The 17,847-nt window shown below is 64.9% G+C and carries 15 protein-coding genes; 10 read left to right on the top strand and 5 right to left on the bottom strand.

Annotation, left to right across the window (positions count from 1 at the left end):
• Positions 1 to 103 precede the first annotated feature (103 nt).
• The gene (locus CD932_RS05570) at positions 104 to 781 is read left to right on the top strand and encodes a YoaK family protein (protein ID WP_094443475.1); all 678 of its coding nucleotides are present in this window, start codon (positions 104 to 106) and stop codon (positions 779 to 781) included.
• On the opposite strand, the gene CD932_RS05565 is transcribed toward CD932_RS05570, so the two are convergent.
• Positions 782 to 1,414, bottom strand: coding sequence for a response regulator transcription factor (locus tag CD932_RS05565; RefSeq protein ID WP_094443474.1), 633 nt, complete (start codon positions 1,412 to 1,414; stop codon positions 782 to 784). It abuts the gene before it with no gap.
• A gap of 224 nt (positions 1,415 to 1,638) precedes the next feature.
• Here CD932_RS05565 and CD932_RS05560 point away from each other — a divergent pair, with 224 nt between their 5' ends.
• Positions 1,639 to 2,328 carry a hydrolase gene (locus tag CD932_RS05560; RefSeq protein WP_094443473.1) on the top strand — a complete coding sequence of 230 codons (690 nt, stop codon included), beginning with the start codon at positions 1,639 to 1,641 and terminating at the stop codon, positions 2,326 to 2,328.
• 83 nt (positions 2,329 to 2,411) lie between these two features.
• Positions 2,412 to 2,696, top strand: coding sequence for a XapX domain-containing protein (locus CD932_RS05555; protein ID WP_094441764.1), 285 nt, complete (start codon positions 2,412 to 2,414; stop codon positions 2,694 to 2,696).
• Here the strand turns inward: CD932_RS05555 and CD932_RS05550 are convergent, their stop codons facing one another.
• Together CD932_RS05550 and CD932_RS05545 are read right to left on the bottom strand one after the other, a co-directional pair.
• Positions 2,697 to 3,353 carry a response regulator transcription factor gene (locus CD932_RS05550; protein WP_094441763.1) on the bottom strand — a complete coding sequence of 219 codons (657 nt, stop codon included), beginning with the start codon at positions 3,351 to 3,353 and terminating at the stop codon, positions 2,697 to 2,699.
• A 290-nt stretch (positions 3,354 to 3,643) separates the two neighbouring features.
• On the bottom strand, positions 3,644 to 4,612 hold the full coding sequence (locus tag CD932_RS05545; protein WP_094441762.1) for an alpha/beta fold hydrolase: 969 nt from the start codon (positions 4,610 to 4,612) through the stop codon (positions 3,644 to 3,646).
• Positions 4,613 to 4,807: 195 nt separating this feature from the next.
• On the opposite strand from CD932_RS05545, the gene CD932_RS05540 reads away from it, so the two are divergent.
• The 7 genes from CD932_RS05540 to CD932_RS05510 all read left to right on the top strand — a co-directional run bounded on the left by CD932_RS05540 (position 4,808) and on the right by CD932_RS05510 (position 13,662).
• Complete coding sequence (locus CD932_RS05540) at positions 4,808 to 5,230, top strand: DoxX family protein (protein WP_094441761.1); 423 nt, start codon at positions 4,808 to 4,810, stop codon at positions 5,228 to 5,230.
• A gap of 189 nt (positions 5,231 to 5,419) precedes the next feature.
• Positions 5,420 to 5,779: a hypothetical protein gene (locus CD932_RS05535; RefSeq protein ID WP_094441760.1), complete on the top strand. Its 360-nt coding sequence runs from the start codon at positions 5,420 to 5,422 to the stop codon at positions 5,777 to 5,779.
• 171 nt (positions 5,780 to 5,950) lie between these two features.
• A complete protein-coding gene (locus CD932_RS05530) occupies positions 5,951 to 8,359 on the top strand; it encodes a catalase (RefSeq protein ID WP_094441759.1) in 2,409 nt (802 codons plus the stop codon).
• Positions 8,360 to 8,594: 235 nt separating this feature from the next.
• Positions 8,595 to 10,289, top strand: coding sequence for an MFS transporter (locus CD932_RS05525; RefSeq protein WP_094441758.1), 1,695 nt, complete (start codon positions 8,595 to 8,597; stop codon positions 10,287 to 10,289).
• On the top strand, positions 10,276 to 11,463 hold the full coding sequence (locus CD932_RS05520; protein ID WP_094441757.1) for an HlyD family secretion protein: 1,188 nt from the start codon (positions 10,276 to 10,278) through the stop codon (positions 11,461 to 11,463). The genes CD932_RS05525 and CD932_RS05520 overlap by 14 nt, the downstream gene beginning before the upstream one ends.
• The gene (locus CD932_RS05515; protein ID WP_094441756.1) at positions 11,460 to 12,845 is read left to right on the top strand and encodes an efflux transporter outer membrane subunit; all 1,386 of its coding nucleotides are present in this window, start codon (positions 11,460 to 11,462) and stop codon (positions 12,843 to 12,845) included. Before CD932_RS05520 ends, CD932_RS05515 begins: the two co-directional genes overlap by 4 nt.
• Before the next feature lie 97 nt (positions 12,846 to 12,942).
• Entirely contained in the window at positions 12,943 to 13,662 is a 720-nt protein-coding gene (locus tag CD932_RS05510; RefSeq protein ID WP_369679811.1) for a tetratricopeptide repeat protein, read from the top strand.
• A 1-nt stretch (position 13,663) separates the two neighbouring features.
• Here the strand turns inward: CD932_RS05510 and CD932_RS05505 are convergent, their stop codons facing one another.
• Positions 13,664 to 14,632: a hypothetical protein gene (locus tag CD932_RS05505; protein WP_141213188.1), complete on the bottom strand. Its 969-nt coding sequence runs from the start codon at positions 14,630 to 14,632 to the stop codon at positions 13,664 to 13,666.
• A 95-nt stretch (positions 14,633 to 14,727) separates the two neighbouring features.
• A complete protein-coding gene (locus CD932_RS05500) occupies positions 14,728 to 17,841 on the bottom strand; it encodes an efflux RND transporter permease subunit (protein WP_094441753.1) in 3,114 nt (1,037 codons plus the stop codon).
• Positions 17,842 to 17,847 lie beyond the last annotated feature (6 nt).

Raw genomic sequence — 17,847 nt, 5'->3', positions numbered from 1 at the left:
TGCGGCGGCGCGCCGCCTGTTTTACCATGCAGGCATGCCGCGCATGGCCTGTTTCTTCAACGCCTGCGCTTTTTTCAGCCCCAAAAATGCAGGGAGTATTACCATGGTTCAACCACCACATAGCCGCCTGTTCGGCGCCAGCCTGGGCTTTTTGGCCGGCTATGTCGATACCCTGGGCTTTATCGCCCTGTTCGGCCTGTTTACCGCCCACGTCACGGGCAACTTCGTGCTGATCGGCGCGGCCCTGGCCGATCCGTCGCGCGTGTCGATCCTGTTGAAATTCCTCGCTTTTCCCGCCTTCGTGATCGGCGTGGCCGTCACGCGCCTGATGGTGCTGGCGATCGAGCGCCGCGGCGGACCTTCCCTGAGCATGGCCTTGATCCTGCAATGGGTATTGCTGGCCGCCTTCATGGTTTTTGGTTGCCTGGCCGAACCGATCGGCAAGGATGTCAGCGAGATGGCGATGGTCGCCGGCCTGCTGGGCACGGCCGCGATGGGCGTGCACAGCGCCACCAGCCGCCTGCTGCTGGCGCACCTGGCGCCGACCTCGATGATGACCGGTAACGTCACGCAGATCGTGCTCGACACGGTCGACGTGCTGCGCGGCGCGGCCGACGCATCCACCAGCGCGCGCTGCGTGAAAACCCTGTGGCCGCTGGTGGCGTTTGCCATCGGCGCGATCGCCGCCGCCTTTGCCTACCTGGCGCATGGTTTTATCGCGCTGACCGTGCCGCTGGCCGTGCTGGGTGCCGTGATCGTGGTCCAGCGCCGTCCAGGCTGATCAGGTATCGAGAATGCCGCGTCGTAGCGAGATGGTGACCGCATGGGTGCGGTCCCTGGCGCCCAGCTTGGCCAGGATGGTGCTCATGTGAGCCTTGACGGTTTCTTCCTTGATGGCCAGCAGGGCGCCCGTCTCGCGGTTGGAATTGCCTTGCGCGACCAGCCGCAGCACGTCCAGCTCGCGGTTCGACAGCACGTCGGCGCTGGCGTAGCGCGCCATTTCCGCTTCGGCTTCGGGCGCGATATAGCGCCGGCCCGCATGCACGGCCTGTATCGCCGCCAGCAGTTCATGGCGCAGCGAACTTTTCAGCAGATAGCCGCAGGCGCCGGCCTGCACGGCGCGCCCGACCAAAGTATCCCCCTTGTAGGTGGTCAGCACGATGATGCGCGCCCTGGGGTTCTGTGCCCGGATGGCGGTGATCGCTTCGATGCCCGTCATCACCGGCATCTGCAAGTCCATCAGGGTCACGTCCGGCTGCAGCGCAAGAAACTGCCCCACCGCCTGCCGGCCATCGCTGGCCTGGCCCACCAGCTCCACTGCGGGAAACGCTTGCAGCAGGGTGGCTATGCCGTCGAGCAGCAATTGATGATCGTCAGCAATCAACACGCGTATCGCCTGGCTGTCGCTGTGCATCGTGCCGGCCGTCATGGAGGATAAATCGATCAAGAGTCGTTGGAAAATAGTGAGTGAAAGGCATTTTACATCAGCGCTTGCAGTGACGCAGCAACGCGTTCGGCACGCGCTGGCCGGGTGCGGGAAACGAGTCTCCCTGTATTTAGATAGTGGTGCGCAAGGCTTGCCAGGCATACGATAAGCAGCAGTAACCCACCCCACATTTTTTATTTATGGATGCCATCATGACCAACTCGAAACTCGAAGTCCTCACCCCCCACAACTGCCAGATCATCTTTATCGACCAGCAGCCGCAAATGGCCTTTGGCGTGCAGTCGATGGACCGCCAGGCGCTGAAGAACAATACCGTGGGCCTGGCCAAGGCCGCCAAGGTGTTCAATATCCCGACCATCATCACCACCGTCGAAACCCAAAGCTTCTCGGGCCACACCTACCCTGAGCTGCTGGACGTGTTCCCTGGCCTGGACATCCTGGAACGCACCTCGATGAACTCGTGGGACGACCAGAAAGTGCGCGATGCGCTGGCCGCCAACGGCAAGAAGAAAGTCGTCGTGTCGGGCCTGTGGACGGAAGTGTGCAACAACAGCTTCGCCCTGTGCGCGATGCTCGAAGGCGGCTACGAAATCTACATGGTGGCCGATGCGTCGGGCGGCACCTCGAAAGAGGCGCACGACTACGCCATGCAGCGCATGATCCAGGCTGGCGTGGTGCCGGTCACCTGGCAGCAGGTGCTGCTGGAATGGCAGCGCGACTGGGCCCACAAGGAGACCTATGACGCCGTCATGCAGATCGTCAAGGAACACTCGGGCGCCTACGGCATGGGCGTCGACTACGCCTACACCATGGTGCACAAGGCGGCGCCGCGCACCACCACCGAACACACCACGCTGGCGCCGGTCCCGGCCAAGCAGTAACGTCAAGCGCATTACCCCTGCTGTCTTTGCCGCCGCGCCCGATCCCGTGCGCGGCGGTTTTTTTTATCGAGAGGATATTCATCATGAAACTGTATGTGATTTCGCTGGCCGTCGGCCTGCTGGTCGGTATTATTTATGCCGTGTTGCAAGTGCGCTCGCCGGCGCCGCCGGCCATCGCCCTGATCGGCTTGCTGGGCATGCTGATCGGTGAACAGATCGTGCCCAGCGTGAAGCGCCTGATGGACGGCGAGAAGATCACCGTATCATGGCTGCGCAGCGAGTGCGTGCCGAAGATCAGTGGCGTGGAGGCGAAGCCGGTGCTGGTCGAAGTGCCAGCGCCGCAAAAGAAAGACGAGTCGGCCGTTTGATCAGAAGGCGCCCAGCAACCCCCGCTGGGACGCCACCGTTGCCGCCTCGGTGCGGCTCGATACATTCAGTTTCGACAGGATATTGTTGACGTGGAATTTCACCGTGCCCACTTCGATGCCGGCGCTGCGCGCGATCATCTTGTTGCTTTTCCCCGCCGATAAATGCTGCAGGATTTCGAGTTCGCGCTTGGACAGGCGGTTCGCGTCGATGCGTTCGGCCAGCTGGGCCGCCAGTTCGGCCGGCAGGTACTGCTTGCCGGCCGCCACCGTGGTAATGCAGTCGGTCAGCTGGTTGAAGCCCGAGGCCTTGAGCAGGTAGCCGCGCGCGCCGGCGCGCAGGCCGCGATGCACGTTTTCCTCGCCCTGGTAGGTGGTCAGGATGACGATGCGCGCGTCGGCGTCGAAGGCGCAGATATGTTCGATCGCCTGCACCCCGTTCATCTCCGGCATGTTCAGGTCGATCAGCACCACGTCCGGGCGCAGGCGCTGGTACAGCTCGAGCGCCTGCTGGCCGGTGCTGGCCTGGCCCAGCAATCGAAAGCCGGACATGGAGTTGATCAGCGAGGCCAGGCCGGCCAGGATCAATGGATGGTCGTCGGCGATCAGGATGGTGATCGGCGTCTCGGTCGCTGCGTCGGTATCGTAAATGTTTTGCATGGTCGTGCTTTCCTTCAGAGTGCGCCTTTGACGGCGCCGTGCAGATCAGCGCGGGGGCAGGGCAGTCAAGCGGTGCCGCAAGTGGTGGCGCAGGCGTCGCTGCAGACTCAACGGGCGTTCATCGTGAAGGTCCTGTCGGTGGTTGCGGCCCAAGCCGCGATAACACCGAGTATGCACGCTGATGCCGGCATCGCTGTTATACGAATGGGGGAACGGGGAGGTTTTTTGCAGCGCAGCAGGCGCTGCGGGAAACATCGCCGGCGGGCGCCGGCGATGGAGTCAAACGGGGATCAGGACTTGATAAAGGCCAGCAGGTCTTCGTTCAGGCGATCCTTGTGGGTGGTTGGCAGGCCGTGCGGCGCGCCTTCGTAGATCACCAGTTTGGCGTGCTTGATGATCCTGGCCGAGGCCTTGCCCGAGGCGTCGATCGGCACGATCTGGTCGTCGCTGCCGTGCACCACCAGCGTCGGCACGGTGATTTTCTTCAGGTCGGCCGTGTAGTCGACTTCCGAGAACTGCTTGATGCAGTCATAGGCGTTCTTGATGCCGCATTGCATGCCTTGCAGCCAGAACGTGTCGCGCTGGCCTTGCGAGACCTTGTTGCCCGGACGGTTGGCGCCATAGAAGGGGCCCGACAGATCCTTGAAGAACTGCGAACGGTCGGCCAGCACGCCGGCGCGGATGCCGTCGAACACCGACATCGGCAGGCCGCCCGGGTTGCTTGGCGACTGCACCATTTGCGGCGGCACGGCGCCCACCAGCACGGCCTTGGCCACGCGTTTTTCGCCATGGCGGCCGATATAGCGCGCCACTTCGCCGCCACCGGTCGAGTGGCCGACCAGGGTCGCGCCCTTGATGTCGAGCGCGTCGAGCAGGGTTGCCAGGTCGTCGGCGTAGGTGTCCATGTCATTGCCCTGCCAAGGCTGGCTCGACAGGCCATGGCCGCGGCGGTCATGCGCGATCACGCGGTAGCCGTGGCTGGCCAGAAACATCATCTGGTCTTCCCAGGCGTCGCCTTGCAACGGCCAGCCGTGGCTGAACACGACTGGCGTGCCGGTGCCCCAGTCCTTGAAGTGAATCACGGTGCCGTCCTTGACGGTGATGCTGTTGACGCTTGGCTTGCCCGCTGCTGCTGCGGAGGCAGGCTTGGCGGCAGCGCCGCCGGTGGCCAGCAGGCCTGCGCCGGCGGCAACGCCAGCCACGCCGACCAGCAGTTTGCGGCGCGAGGTGATTTCTTCGGCTTCGATTTTCCTGGACATGATGTTTCCTTCAGTGTGGGTTGGTGGACAACGTGAACCAGTGTAGTCAGGCCGGTGCCAAAGCGCTTCTGCCAAAAGGCCAGTCGCCGCGCGTTTTTCAGGCCCGGCGCTGGCCTTTTGGCAGGCGCCGGTGGCGCGCTCGCTGCCTATGATGGACAGTCTGGCGCGTGGCGCCTTCTTTCCTGGAGCAAGACGATGAAACAAGCTGACTGGCTGAGAAAACTGATCGGTCCCTTTACCCCCGATGCGGGCTTGCTGTTCGCCCGCGTGACGGGCGCACTGCTGGTGCTGCACGTACATGGCCTGCCCAAGCTGCTGCATTTTTCCGACGAGCTGGCGCATATCGACGATCCGCTGCACATGGGCCGCGCGCTGACCCTGTACTGCGCGCTGTTCGCCGAACTGGTGTGCCCGGTGCTGGTGGCCGTCGGCCTGCTGACGCGCCTGGCCAGCTTGCCCTTCCTGTTCCTGCTGCTGGTGTCGATGTTCCTCGTGCACCCGGACTGGAGCATCGCCGACGGCCAGTTCGGCTGGCTGCTGATCATCGTCTTCGGCACCATCGCCGTCAGCGGGGCGGGCAAGTATTCGGTCGATGCGCATTTGACGGTTGCTGATTAGGTGAGACAGCGCACGGTTGTTGCTACAGGACGGCGTTACTGTAGCAACAACAGCTCGCTGCCGATGCGGTTGATACGCATCAGTCAGGCAGCGTCTTTTTGTCCTCTGTTCTCGGGAGGCGAGGAAAATCATGATTCGGTCAGGCATCGAGCATGGTTGGATTTTATTGTTCACTTGGAGGTAACCATCATGAACGCAAACGCAATCGACCAAGCCGCCAACAACATCAACAACTCTGCCCAGGACGTGCGCAAGGACGTGCATGACGCCGTCGATAAAGCGGCCGACAAAGCCCAGCCGGCCATCAACAAGGTCGCTTCAAGCGTACACAACGGCGTCGACCAGGTCGGTGAAAAAATCAGCGCCGTCAGCGACAGCGTCAGCGCGGCATCGGAAAAACTGTTGGCGCGCGGCAAGGAGTGGAGCGCCGCCGCCCAGCGCGCCGGTGAAACGGGCCGCAGCTATGTGCGCGAACGTCCCGCCACCTCGCTGCTGGTGGCCCTGGCCGCCGGTTATGGCCTGTCGAAACTGCTCGGCGCGCGCAAATAGCCCTTATTGACGCTGCCGCAGTCCAGGCCCCGGCCTGAGATGGGCGCTGGCCCGGTTTGCCTCACGGCGAACTGGTCCGGCGCCCTTGTTTTTGGGTCCGTAATTTGTACCCGCTAGAAACTGTTGGTCTTGTTCACTGTTTTTATCTGAGTTTATTTCTACAGGAGATATATGGCTACCAAACAAAACTCCCCATCGGTCGATGGCGCAGGTTCCGTCCTGAGCAGCTCGGGTGGTCCGTCCGACACCACCGCGCCGCAAAGCCTGGGCAGCAGCAATGACGCGGCCGGCACGCTGCTGCGCAAGGTTGCCGCCAGCCAGTCCCTGGCCGACGCCATGCCCGGCAATCCGAATGTCGCCGGCCAGTATGGCGACGCGGCGCGCACGCCGCAAGAGGGCGTGCATGTGTCCGCCAGCGATCCGGCCGCCACCGGCAGCACCACCGGCGAAACCACGGCCTCGCCGAAAACCGGCAATGGCCAGCCCGCGCTGGGCGCCAACGCCGGCACGGCGCCGCTCGACCGCGCGCGCGCCGACGACAGCGGTCGCGTGCTGACCACCAACCAGGGCGTGCCGGTCGGCGACAACCAGAATTCGCTCAAGGCAGGCTTGCGCGGCTATACCCTGATGGAAGACTTCATACTGCGTGAAAAAATCACGCATTTTGATCATGAGCGCATTCCCGAGCGCGTCGTGCATGCGCGTGGCTCGGCCGCCCATGGCTACTTCGAATGCTACCAGGAGCAAAGCGAGCTGACGCGCGCCTCGGTGTTCGCCAAGGCCGGCAAGCGCACGCCCGTCTTCGTGCGCTTTTCCACCGTGGCCGGCGAACGCGGGTCGACCGATACGGCGCGCGACGTGCGCGGCTTTGCCGTCAAGTTCTATACGGACGAAGGCAACTGGGATCTGGTCGGCAACAATATCCCGGTCTTCTTTATCCAGGACGCCATGAAGTTTCCCGACCTGGTACACGCCGTCAAGCCCGAGCCGCACAACGGCATCCCGCAGGCGGCCAGCGCGCATGACACCTTCTGGGATTTCGCCTCGCTGATGCCGGAAATTACCCATATGCTGATGTGGGTCATGTCCGACCGCGCGATTCCGCGCAGCTACCGCACCATGCAGGGTTTCGGCGTGCACACCTTCCGCCTGGTCAATGCCGAAGGAAAATCCGTTTTCTGTAAATTCCACTGGTCGCCGATGGCCGGCACGCATTCGCTGGTCTGGGACGAGGCCGTCAAGATCAGCGGCGCCGATTCCGATTTCCACCGCCGCGACCTGTGGGAAGCGATCGAATGCGGCGAGTATCCCGAGTGGGAACTGGCCTTGCAGGTGTTTACGGAAGAGCAGGCCGACGCGTTCGAATTCGACGTGCTGGACCCGACCAAGCTGATCCCGGAAGAGATGGTGCCATTGACGCCAGTGGGCAAGATGGTGCTCAACCGTAACCCGGACAATTTCTTTGCCGAAACCGAACAGGTGGCTTTCTGTACCGCCCATATCGTGCCCGGCATCGATTTTTCCAACGACCCGCTGCTGCAAGGGCGTATCCATTCCTATGTGGACACGCAGATCAGCCGCCTGGGCGGCGCCAATTTCCACGAGATCCCGATCAACTCGCCGATCGCGCCCTTGCACAACAACCAGCGCGACGGCATGCACCGCCAGGCCATCAACCGTGGCCGCGTGGCGTATGAACCGAACTCGCTGGCCGGTGGCGCGCCGTTCCAGGCTGGCGGCCGCGGCTTCAACAGCTTTCCGCAAGCCGCAGATGGCGACAAGGTGCGCGGCAAGCCCGAGAAATTTGCCGAGCATTATGGCCAGGCGCGCCTGTTCTTTATCAGCCAGACGCCACCCGAGCAGGACCATATCGTCAACGCCTTCCGCTTCGAGCTGAGCAAGGTGCAGACCGTGGCGATTCGCAAGCGCATCGTGGCCATGCTGCGCAATGTCGATGCAACCCTGGCGCAGCGCGTGGCCGATGGCCTGGGCCTGGCCTTGCCGCCAGCCATGCCGACGCTGGACCTGGTGCCGATTCCCGACTATGCGCCGGCGCCTTCGCTGTCGCTGACTTACCGTCCGGGCGAGACCGGCATCCATACCCGGCGCGTGGCCATCCTGGTCGGTCCCGGCGTGGACGCGGCGCAGGTGCGCGCCATCTACGGCGCGCTGCTGGCCGACGGCGCCGTGCCGCGCCTGGTGGGCAGCGCCCTGGGTCCCGTCGATACCACGGCCGGCGCACCGCTGGCCGTCGAAGTGACGCTGGAAACGGCGCCGTCGGTGCTGTTCGACGCCGTCGTCATCCCCGATGGCGAAGCGGCCGCCCAGCAACTGGGCATGGACGCCAACGCACTCGACTTCGTGCGCCAGCAGTACCGTCACTGCAAGCCCCTGCTGGTCATCGACGCCGGCAAGACCCTGCTCGACAAGGCCGGCGTGCCGTTGACCTTGCCGGACGGCGGCGCCGATCCTGCCATCATCATTGCCGCTACCGGCGACGGGAAGGCGGTGGCGGCGTTCAAGCAGGCGCTGGCCGGCCAGCGGGCGTATGCGCGCGAGACCGATCCGCCGCGCGTTTGATTAAGTTAGCGTAAAGCCAGGGTCAGTTCCTTCGGAATCGGAATGCCTCCCACTGGGCGGCATTCCCCCGTCGGGTCTCGGCGTCCACGTCTGACCCTGGATTTCCCTCATCTGCTTAAGCCACCACCTTCAACATAAACAATAAAAATTCCCGGCGGTGATATGCTGCTGACTGTAGCGATTGGTGCCTCCGTGCAGCAATGAAACGCGCCAGCAACCCGATCACGATAGCCGCATGGACAAGTACACACCACGAACCTGGAATCCGGGAGAGCGCCCGACCTTGCCCGGTTCGCCATCGACGCCCGAACACTCGACGCCGAAGCGCGTCGCGTACTTTATCGTCGGCCTGATCGTGGCGCTGACCGGTGGCCTGGGCAATGGCCTGGTCACCGCCAATATCCTCAACCTGCAAGGCGCGCTGGGCGCCTACGCCTACCAGATGCAGTGGCTGCCGGCCGCCTATGTGATGACGATTGTTTCCATGAATTTGCTGCTGGTGAAATTTCGCCAGCAGTTCGGGCTGCGCCTGTTTACGGAAGCGTTTCTGATCCTGTATGCGCTGGTCACCTTTGCCCACCTGTATGCCAATACCCTGTCGTCGGCAATCGCGGTGCGTGCCGCGCATGGCATGGTCGGCGGCGCGCTGGGCGTGCTGGGCCTGTATTACACCTTGCAGGCGTTTCCCGCCAGGCACCGCTTGAAAGGTGTGGTGCTGGGCCTCGGTTTTGCCCAGCTGGCGCTGCCGCTGGCGCGCATCTTTACCTCGGAACTGCTGGAACTGGGCGAGTGGCATGGCCTGTATCTGTTCGAGCTGGGCATGTGCCTGCTGGCGCTGGGCTGCGTGCTGGCCCTGAAACTGCCGCCGGGCGACCGCATGCAGACCTTCGAGCCGCTCGACTTTTTGACCTTCATCCTGTTCGCGCCGGGCGTGGCGCTGCTGTGCGCGGTACTGGCGCAGGGCCGCACGGCCTGGTGGATGGATGCGCGGTGGGTGGGCGTGTGCCTGGCCGCGTCGATCATCCTGATCGTGACTGCGCTGGCGATCGAGCATAACCGCACGCGCCCGCTGCTCAATACGCGCTGGCTTTCCACTGGCAAGATCGCCAGGCTGTTCCTGTCGGTGCTGCTGTTTCGCATCGTGCTGTCCGAGTCGAGCGGCGCGGTGGGCTTCTTGCAGGCGCTGGGCCTCAGTACCGACCAGATGCAGAACCTGTTCGTGGTCGTGCTGCTCGGCAGCGTGGCGGGCCTGGTGGTCAGCGCCCTGACCATCAACCCGGCCACCATCGTCCGCTCGCTGATGTTCGCGCTGCTGCTGATCGCCGCCGGCGCCCTGATCGACGCGCACGCCACCAGCCAGACGCGGCCCGCCAACATGTACGTGAGCCAGTTCCTGCTGGCCTTTGGCGGCACCTATTTTCTGGGCCCCACCATGGTCGCCGGCATGGGCGCCGTGATCGCCGAGCCGCGTAACCTGGTCAGTTTTTCCGTGATGTTTACCATGACCCAGAACCTCGGCGGCCTGCTGGGCGCGGCCATCGTCGGCACCATCGAGACGGCGCGCGAAAAATACCATTCCAGCTACCTGGTCGAACACCTGACCCTGCTCGACCCCAACGTGGCCGCGCGCGTGCAGTCGGGCGCCAACGCCTATGGCGGCGTGCTGACCGACCCGGTGCTGCGCGGCGCCGCCGGCGTGGCCCGCCTCGGCGCGGCCGCCACGCGCGAAGCCAATGTGCTGGCCTATAACGATGTTTTTTTGATGATCGCCGTGGTCGCCATCGTGACCTTCCTGTGGATGCTGGTGCACCAGTGCTGGACCAGCATCACCAGCGGCGCGCGGCGCCTGGTCGGTCCCGTGCACGACGCGCAGAGCGCCATGGCCATCGTCCCCATTACCAATTCGGAACCGAGCAATGACAGACAATAACAATCCGCCGCCCGCCACCGCTCCTGCCACGGCGCCTGCCGCGGCCACTCCCGCCGCACCGCAGCCCGAACGCCGCTTGCAGTGGCTCTCGACCATCGCCTTTGCCTTTGTCGCCCTGGTGGGCGTCCTGATCGTGCTGTACGCCTGGCGTTTGCCGCCGTTTACCAGCCCGGTCGTCACTACCGAAAACGCCACCGTGCGCGGCCAGGTGACGGTGATCGGCACGCAGTTGTCGGGCTATGTGGTGGAAGTCAATGTGCAGGATTTCATGGACGTGAAAGCGGGCCAGCTGCTGGTGCGCATCGACGACCGCATCTACCAGCAGCGCTACGAGCAGGCGCTGGCCCAGCTGGCCGCGCAGGAGGCGGCGCTGTCGAACTGGGCGCAGCAGCGCGCCAGTTCCGAAGCGGGCATCGCGGTGGGCCGCGCGGCGCTGGCGAATGCCGAAGCGCAGGCAAAAAAAGCTGCCGCCGACCTGAACCGCGTCGAGCAGCTGGTGGCCGACGGCTCGCTGTCGCAGCGCGAATTGGACCAGTCGCGCGCCGCCCAGGCGCAGATGGCGGCGGCGCTGGCGCAGGCAAAAGCCAATGTCGACATCGCGCAGCAAGGCGCGCAATCGGTGGTGGTCAACAAGCAGGCGCTGGCCGCCGCCGTGGCCAATGCGCAGGCGGCCGTCAAGGCGGCCAGGATCGACCTCGATAACACGCGCATCGTCGCGCCATCGGATGGCCAGCTGGGCCAGGTGACGGTGCGCCAGGGCGCGTTTGTCAATTCCGGTTCGCAACTGATGGCCGTGGTGCCACGCCAGCTGTGGGTGATCGCCAATTTCAAGGAAACGCAGATGAACGGCGTGCAGGAAGGACAGAGCGCCACCTTTCATGTCGACGCCCTGGACGGCGCGGTGCTGACGGGCCAGGTGGAACGCATCTCGCCGGCCACCGGTTCCGAGTTTTCCGTGCTGCCGGCCGATAACGCCACCGGCAACTACCTGAAAATCGCCCAGCGCATCCCCGTGCGCATCCGCATCGATGCAGGCCAGGCCAATGCGCGCCGGCTGGTGCCAGGCATGTCGGTGGTGGTCAGCGTCGACACCTCGGCCGTGCTGAACGACTCGGCGGAAAACCCGGCGCCGCCACCACCACCGAAAAAGATACCTGCGAAGGCCAGGCCATGAAGCGCCCGTCCCTGATGGTCGCGGCGCTGGGCCTGGCGCTGGCCGGCTGCGCGGCCAAGGCGCCGCCGCAACCGGCGTCAAACCTGCAGCTGCCTTCAAGCTGGCGCGCGCAGGGCGCCGACGTGGCCAATGCCAGGGTCGAGCAGCAGTGGTGGCAGGCCTTTGGCGACCCGGTATTGAGCAATCTGGTGGCCACCGCGCTGGCCCGCAATGGCGACCTGCGCGTGGCGCGCGCCCGCATGGAGGAATACCGCGCGCGCCTGGCGCAGGCAGGCAGCAACCATGCGCCCACGCTGTCGTTCGACGGCTCGCCGACGCGCACCCGCACCCTGGCCGCGAACGGCGCGCCGACTGTGACGAATGTTTTCCAGGCCGAACTGCAAGCCAGCTATGAAATCGATGTGTGGGGCCGGCTGGACAGGCTGACGGAGGCGGCCGGCGAGAGCTTTCGCGCCGAGCAGGCCAGCGTCGATGCGGCGGCCCTGTCGATCGCCGCCAGCGTGGCTGCGGCCTATCTGAACCTGCGCGGCCTGGACGCCCAGCTGGCGTTGACGCAAGCGACTTTGGCGCTGCGCGTGCAGTCGCGCGAGCTGGCCCGCAAGCAGTTCGAAGTGGGCTACAGCTCGCAGCTGGAATGGCAGCAGGCGCAATCGGAATACCATGCGGCGGCCGAACTGGTGCCGCAGCTGCAGCGGCAGATCTTTGAACAGGAAAACGCGCTGGCGCTGCTGGTCGGCGGCAATCCCGGCCCGATTGCGCGCGGCCTGGCGCTGCAGGACTTGACGGCGCCTTTGGTACCGGCCGGCCTGCCGTCGGAACTGCTGCGCCGCCGCCCGGACATCGCGCGCGCCGAGCATAACCTGGCGGCCGCCAACGCCAGCCTGGCCGCCACGCGCGACCAGCTGCTGCCGTCGTTCAGGCTGACCGCCGCCGGCGGCGGTCAGGCCAGCACCCTGACCGACTTTCTGCATGCGCCGACAGCCCTGTGGCGCTTGACGGCCCTGGCGGCCGGCCCGCTGTTCGACGGCGGTCGCGTGCAGGCGCAGACCGATAGCGCTGGCGCCCAGCGCGACGCTCTGGTCTACACCTATGAAAACGTGGTGAGGAACGCCTTTTCCGAAACCGAGAACAGCCTGGGCGCGATTTTCCGCTTGCGCCAGCAGGCGGTGGAAAACGACGCGCGCCGCGCCACCTCGCTTGACACGCTGCGCATCGCCCACAACCGCTACCGCAACGGCTATGCGTCCTACCTGGAAGAACTCGATGCACAGCGCAGCTTGTACAGCGCCGATGTCGGCTCGCTGCAGTTGAAGACGCGCATCCTGATCGCCTCGGTGGACTTGTATCGCGCCATGGGCGGCGGCTGGCGGCCTGCACCTTAAGTCTGCTGTCATGCATGAACGCCAGCGTCCGGTGTAAGATCCGCTTTATTTTTATTACCAACGGAGAAAGAAGGGCATGGAAATTTTTGGCGTAGGCTTGCATATACTGGTCGCATTATTTTTCGCGATCCATGCGGTGCGCAATGGGCAACCGTTGTACTGGCTGCTGATACTGTTCATCTTTCCGCTGCTGGGCAGCCTGGTGTATTTCGTCGCCATCTTCCTGCCCAATTCGCGCCTGCCGCAAGGCGCGCGCAAGGTCGCCTCCAAGGCGGTGCAGGTGCTGGACCCGAACCGCGAACTGCGCGAAGCGCGCGCCGCCTACGACTACACGCCCACGGCGCAAAACCAGATGCGCCTGGCCAGCGCGCAGCTCGAAGCAGGCGACCCGCAGGCAGCGGCCACCACGTATGAGGCGTGCCTGCAGGGCGCATTCGCCTCGGACCTGGAAATTCGCCTGGGCGCCGCGCGCGCCTACCTGGAATGCGAACGGGGCGTTGATGCGCTGACGCACCTGGAATTCATCCGCCGCACCGATGTGCACTTCCGTCCCGAGCTCGTGTCGTTGTTGACGGCGCGCGCGCTGGCGCAAGGCGGACGGCAGGCCGAAGCGAAGGCGGAATTTGACGACGCGCTGACGCGCCACGGCAGTTTCGAAGCGCGCGCCGAATACGCGATCTGGGCGCTGCAACAGGGCGACACGATTTTGTCGGAACGCCTGTGCCAGGATATCGACAGCGCCATGCGGCGCTGGAACAGCCACACGCGCCAGATGTATGCGCCGCTGCTGGCGCGGCTGGAAGCGGCGCGCAGGTAAACTATACGCCAGGAACGATATTCTTCCCTTCGACCAGCTTGTAATGCTTGCCATCGAAGGCATAACGCGCACGGCCGTTCATCGGCGTGACCAGGCGCGGCGGCTCTTCGTTTTCCTTGACCCGCACCCCCGGCTTGATCTTGCGTGAGGCGCCCGTGAAGTCGACCAGCAGGTCGTCGCAGGCGCCGCCATCGCGCGCGGGGGCGAAATGCCAGTTGCCGTCGACCAGCCAGCAGTCGTCCGTTTCGGGTCCGCAAGCGCCTTCATTGTCCGAGTGCAGGTCGATGCCGCCAGCCAGTTCGGTGACCGTGTCGGCGCCAAGCTCGAACAGCGTCAGCTGGCTGATCGTATAGCCCTGGCCCGTGTAGCCGTGGTGGATCGCCAGGCCCTGCTTGGCGGCGCCCAGCCTTACCCAGTGCACGTCGCCCAACTGCCCGGACGAACCGAGGGTGGCGATATTTTCCAGCCGCTTCACCACCTGCCAGGATTCGCCGCCGGGTTTGCCCTTGGGTGCCAGGTAGAATACATTGAGCAGGCCGGGCGAGGCGTGGCTTGATTCGGCCATGCCTTCCGTATTGGCCGTTTCGGCATTGGCGACCAGGATGGCGCGCCCGTCCGGCAGCAGTTTGTGGCTGACGGCGCTGACCACGTAACTGAGCTTGTCGGCCGAAGCTTCCTTGCTGTCCGGGTCGCGCAGGTCGGCCAGCGCGTCCTCGCTGTCGGCGCGGTAGTGTTTGCCGAAGATGGAGCGCATCATGTCGGCCTGTTGCTTCTTGTCGCGCGCGCGCGATTCCGGCGTTTTCATGTCGTCGCCCTTGCTGGCCGCCTCGGCGGCCGGTGGCGTTGCCATTGCTGCGGGCGCAGGTGGCGTGACGGCGCTGGCCTGGGCGGGAACGGCGGCGGTTTTGTCGGAGCAGGCGGCCAGCAGCGAACAGGCCAGCAGCAGGGCGAGGGGAGACGATACATTCATGGGTGGTGCCGGTGCGTAATGATGGATGGCGCAGTATGCCAGATAGACCACAGCGATGGCGCGGGCGGCCATCGCTTCTCTTGACTTCGATACGGTTAGTGCTTGTCGAGCACCACCTTGGCATCGATCTTCGCCGCCTGGCGGCGCAGCCTGTCGCGGCCGCGCTGCATCAGGTGTTCCAGGTCGTCGATATAGGTGAACACGGCCGGGACCACCAGCAGGCTCAAAAGCGTCGAGGTAATCAGGCCGCCGATCACCGTGATGGCCATCGGCGAACGGAAGCTGGGGTCGGCGCCCCAGCCCAGCGCCAGCGGCATCATGCCGGCACCCATGGCAATCGTCGTCATCAGGATCGGGCGGCTACGCTTGTGGCAGGCGTCGACCAGGGCGTCGAAACGGTCCATGCCCGCCTCGCGCGCCAGGATCGCGTAGTCGACCAGCAGGATGGAGTTCTTGGTAACGATCCCCATCAGCATGATCAGGCCGATCATCGACGGCATCGACAGCGCGCTGCCGGTGAGCAGCAGCGCGACAAAGGCGCCGCCGATTGACAGCGGCAGCGCCGCCAGGATGGTGATCGGCTGCATGAAATCCTTGAACAGCAGCACCAGCACGCAATAGATGCACAGCACGCCGATCAGCATGGCCAGGCCAAAGCTGGCGAACAGCGAGGCCATTTCCTGGGCGTCGCCCAGTTCGGCGATTTTCACCGACGCCGGCAGGTTCTTCATCGACGGCAGCGCGCGCGCTTCCTGGTTCAACTCACCCAAGGTGCGCGAACCGAGTTCCACGTCCAGGGTCACGTTGCGGCTGCGGTTCAGGCGGTCGATCTGGGCCGGGCCGCTTTCCATGGTGACGCTGGCCACAGTGGCCAGGCGCACCGGGCCATTCTTGCCGGGCACCGTCAGGCGCTCGATGGCGGCCAGGTCGGCGCGCACGCTGTCGGGCAGTTTCACGCGGATCGGCACCTGGCGCTCGGGCAGGTTCATTTTCGTCAGGTCGGTGTCGTAGTCGCCAGCCGTGGCCACGCGCACGGTTTCGCCGATCGAGGCCGCCGTCACGCCCAGATCCGCCGCCTTGGCAAAGTCGGGACGCACGATGATTTCCGGGCGCACCAGCGAGGCGCTGGAATTGACGTTGCCGATGCCGTGCAGGCCGCGCAGTTCGCGTTCGACCTTTTGCGCCGCCGCCATCAGTGCTACCGGGTCTTCCGAACGCAGCACCAGCTGCATCTTGACGCCGGTATCGGGCGGGCCGACCGTAAAGCGCGCGCCGGGGATATTATCGAGCTTGCTGCGCAGCTGCGACTCCAGGCCTGCCATCGATTCCTTGCGGTCGGTGCGGTGCACGGTGGTCAGGGTCAGCACGGCGCGGCGTGCTTCGGCAGCAGCCCCAGGCGCGAAGGCGTCGCCGCTGGAACCACCGCCGATGGAGCTGAACACGCCCTTGATGCCGGGCACCTGCATGGCCGCATTGCGCGCCTGCGCCGCCACCGCCCGGGTTTCGGCCAGGGTCGAGCCGGGCGGCAGTTCCAGGTTGATCTGCGTCTGCGCGCGGTCGGCGGCCGGCACGAAGCCGGTTGGCAGCAGCGGCACGAGCAGGATCGAGCACACGAAGAACGCCAGCGAGGCAAGCGCCGTGATGCCGCGATGGTTCAAACACCAGCGCATGGTGTTCAGGTAGCGCGTCATCAGCCAGCCGTCCTGTTCTTCCTTGTGCGGCAGCGGTTTCAATATGTACGCCGCCATCATGGGCGTGAGCAGCCGCGCCACCACCAGGGACGCCAGCACCGCCAGCACGGCGGTCCAGCCGAACTGCTTGAAGAACAGGCCCGGAATGCCGCTCATGAAAGCGGTCGGCAGAAACACGGCCACCAGCGCGAACGTGGTGGCGATCACCGCCATGCCGATTTCATCGGCCGCTTCCATCGCCGCTTCCATCGGGGATTTACCCATGCGCAGGTGGCGCGAGATGTTTTCAATTTCCACGATGGCGTCGTCGACCAGTACGCCCACCACCAGCGCCAGCGACAGCAGGGTGACGGTATTGAGCGTATAGCCGAACCAGTAAATGCCCAGAAACGCCGGCATCACCGACAGCGGAAGGGCGGCGGCCGCCACCAGGGTGGCGCGCCAGTCGCGCAAAAACCACCACACCACCAGCACGGCCAGCAGCGCGCCTTCGTACAGCAGCTCCATCGAGCCGTTGAAGTTTTCCTCGACCGGGAAGGCGTTGTCGATCGACTGCTTGATGACCACGCTGGGGTTTTCATGGTGCAGCTCGGCCACTGCGGCGCGCGCGCCATTGGCCACCGCCACTTCGCTGGCGCCCTTGGTGCGGAACACCTCAAAGGCGACCACGGTCTTGCCATCTTGCTCGGCCAGCGCGCGCGGCTCCGCAATCGTGTCGCGCACCTTCGCCACCTGGTCGAGGCGCACATGGCGCCCGTCCGGCAACGGGATATCGACGCGCGACAGTTCCTCCGCCGTCTTCACGGTGGCGATGGTGCGCACCGACTGCTCGGCGCCGCTGACGTCGCCGCGCCCGCCCGGCGCCTCGCGCTGCACCAGGCGCAGCTGGCGCGATACGTCCAGCGCCGACACTTTCAGCGCCGCCATGCGCGCGTCATCGAGTTCCACCCGGATCTCGCGGTACACGCCACCCACGCGCGTGACGGCGCCCACGCCGGGCACCGTCAGCAGCCGCTTGGCGACCGTATTGTCGACATACCAGGACAGGTCGGGCGCGTCCAGGGGATTGTCGACGCCGGCCCTGGACATGGCGATAAAGGTCAGCACCACGCGCCCCGCGGTAGAGGCTTTCGTGACCGTGGGGTCGCGCAGTTCGGCCGGCATGTCGGCCTTGACGCGGGCGACCGCATCGCGCACGTCGTTGACGGCTTCGGCTATCTGCTTTTCCAGCACGAATTCCACCGTGACGGTGGCTACGCCGTCGAGCACCTTGGTATAGATGTTTTTCACGCCTTGCAAGGTGGCGACCGAGTCTTCGATCTTGCGCGCCACCTCGGTTTCCAGCTGGGCCGGCGCGGCGCCCGGCAGCGAGGCGCTGACGGTGACAATCGGCAGTTCGATGTCCGGGAAATCCTGCACCGGATTGGCCTTGTAGGCCAGCAGGCCGGCCAGCGTCAGCAGCGCGAACAGCATGATGGCCGGGATCGGATTCTTGATCGACAGGGAAGAGAAATTCATGGCCCG

Source organism: Janthinobacterium sp. PC23-8 (assembly GCF_002250505.1).
GTDB lineage: Bacteria > Pseudomonadota > Gammaproteobacteria > Burkholderiales > Burkholderiaceae_D > Janthinobacterium.
Note: the sequence above shows the minus strand (reverse complement) of the source record. Positions and strands in the feature narration are given on the sequence as shown.

What these genes read in the sequence shown, in the direction of transcription:
- CD932_RS05570 (WP_094443475.1), top strand. Translation starts at nt 104, where the DNA reads ATGGTTCAACCACCACATAGCCGCCTGTTCGGCGCCAGCCTGGGCTTT.
- CD932_RS05565 (WP_094443474.1), bottom strand. Translation starts at nt 1,414, where the DNA reads ATGCACAGCGACAGCCAGGCGATACGCGTGTTGATTGCTGACGATCAT.
- CD932_RS05560 (WP_094443473.1), top strand. Translation starts at nt 1,639, where the DNA reads ATGACCAACTCGAAACTCGAAGTCCTCACCCCCCACAACTGCCAGATC.
- CD932_RS05555 (WP_094441764.1), top strand. Translation starts at nt 2,412, where the DNA reads ATGAAACTGTATGTGATTTCGCTGGCCGTCGGCCTGCTGGTCGGTATT.
- CD932_RS05550 (WP_094441763.1), bottom strand. Translation starts at nt 3,353, where the DNA reads ATGCAAAACATTTACGATACCGACGCAGCGACCGAGACGCCGATCACC.
- CD932_RS05545 (WP_094441762.1), bottom strand. Translation starts at nt 4,612, where the DNA reads ATGTCCAGGAAAATCGAAGCCGAAGAAATCACCTCGCGCCGCAAACTG.
- CD932_RS05540 (WP_094441761.1), top strand. Translation starts at nt 4,808, where the DNA reads ATGAAACAAGCTGACTGGCTGAGAAAACTGATCGGTCCCTTTACCCCC.
- CD932_RS05535 (WP_094441760.1), top strand. Translation starts at nt 5,420, where the DNA reads ATGAACGCAAACGCAATCGACCAAGCCGCCAACAACATCAACAACTCT.
- CD932_RS05530 (WP_094441759.1), top strand. Translation starts at nt 5,951, where the DNA reads ATGGCTACCAAACAAAACTCCCCATCGGTCGATGGCGCAGGTTCCGTC.
- CD932_RS05525 (WP_094441758.1), top strand. Translation starts at nt 8,595, where the DNA reads ATGGACAAGTACACACCACGAACCTGGAATCCGGGAGAGCGCCCGACC.
- CD932_RS05520 (WP_094441757.1), top strand. Translation starts at nt 10,276, where the DNA reads ATGACAGACAATAACAATCCGCCGCCCGCCACCGCTCCTGCCACGGCG.
- CD932_RS05515 (WP_094441756.1), top strand. Translation starts at nt 11,460, where the DNA reads ATGAAGCGCCCGTCCCTGATGGTCGCGGCGCTGGGCCTGGCGCTGGCC.
- CD932_RS05505 (WP_141213188.1), bottom strand. Translation starts at nt 14,632, where the DNA reads ATGAATGTATCGTCTCCCCTCGCCCTGCTGCTGGCCTGTTCGCTGCTG.
- CD932_RS05500 (WP_094441753.1), bottom strand. Translation starts at nt 17,841, where the DNA reads ATGAATTTCTCTTCCCTGTCGATCAAGAATCCGATCCCGGCCATCATG.